This window comes from Vibrio sp. 1288 (assembly GCF_033344475.1).
In genome coordinates, this window is sequence record NZ_JAWPOX010000747.1 from 1 (window position 1) to 615 (window position 615).

A 615-nucleotide genomic window follows, 5' to 3' on the forward strand; every position below is an offset into this window, starting at 1 on the left:
CTATAACCCAGCTTCGGCTGGGTTATTTTTTGCATGTATCAAAGCGCCGTGCTTTCTACATAGAGAGTGAAATATTAGTACTTTCACGGGCGCATAATTGGGTGAGGTATATACTCAAATAAAGGTTCATTCGAGTCGGAGGACACAATGGAATTACATCAACATGGCATGGCTGATCTTTTCAATCAGCTCGGGTTAGGGAGCTCTTCCAAAGAAATTAAAGATTTCGTCAATACGCATCGACATAAACGTGAATCAGCACCTTTACACGAAGCGAGTTTCTGGACACATTCTCAGGCCGCATTTTTAAAACAAGCGATTGAAGAAGATGCTGATTGGGCTGAGCTTGTGGATCAGCTCGATGTAATGTTGCGTGATTGAACCGCGATAAAAAAAGATAATTCAACCCTTTAGAAACTTGGCAATATGTTCTTTGAGCGGTGTTTTTAATCTTTCATTTTCTTGCTTCGTTAATTGAATTATACTGTATTTTTAACCAGTATTTTGTCGGGTATGTCAGAGCGAATCAGAAAGATTATTCATGTCGATATGGATTGTTTTTATGCTGCCGTCGAGATGCGAGATAACCCAAATTATCGAGATATAGCGCTTGCG

At 39.8% G+C, this 615-nt stretch carries 1 protein-coding gene; it reads left to right on the forward strand.

What is annotated here, in order from left to right; translation table 11 throughout:
- Positions 1 to 147 precede the first annotated feature (147 nt).
- Positions 148 to 381, forward strand: a complete 234-nt coding sequence (locus R8O11_RS29135; RefSeq protein ID WP_020841183.1) for a DUF2789 domain-containing protein — start codon at positions 148 to 150, stop codon at positions 379 to 381.
- Positions 382 to 615: the final 234 nt, after the last annotated feature.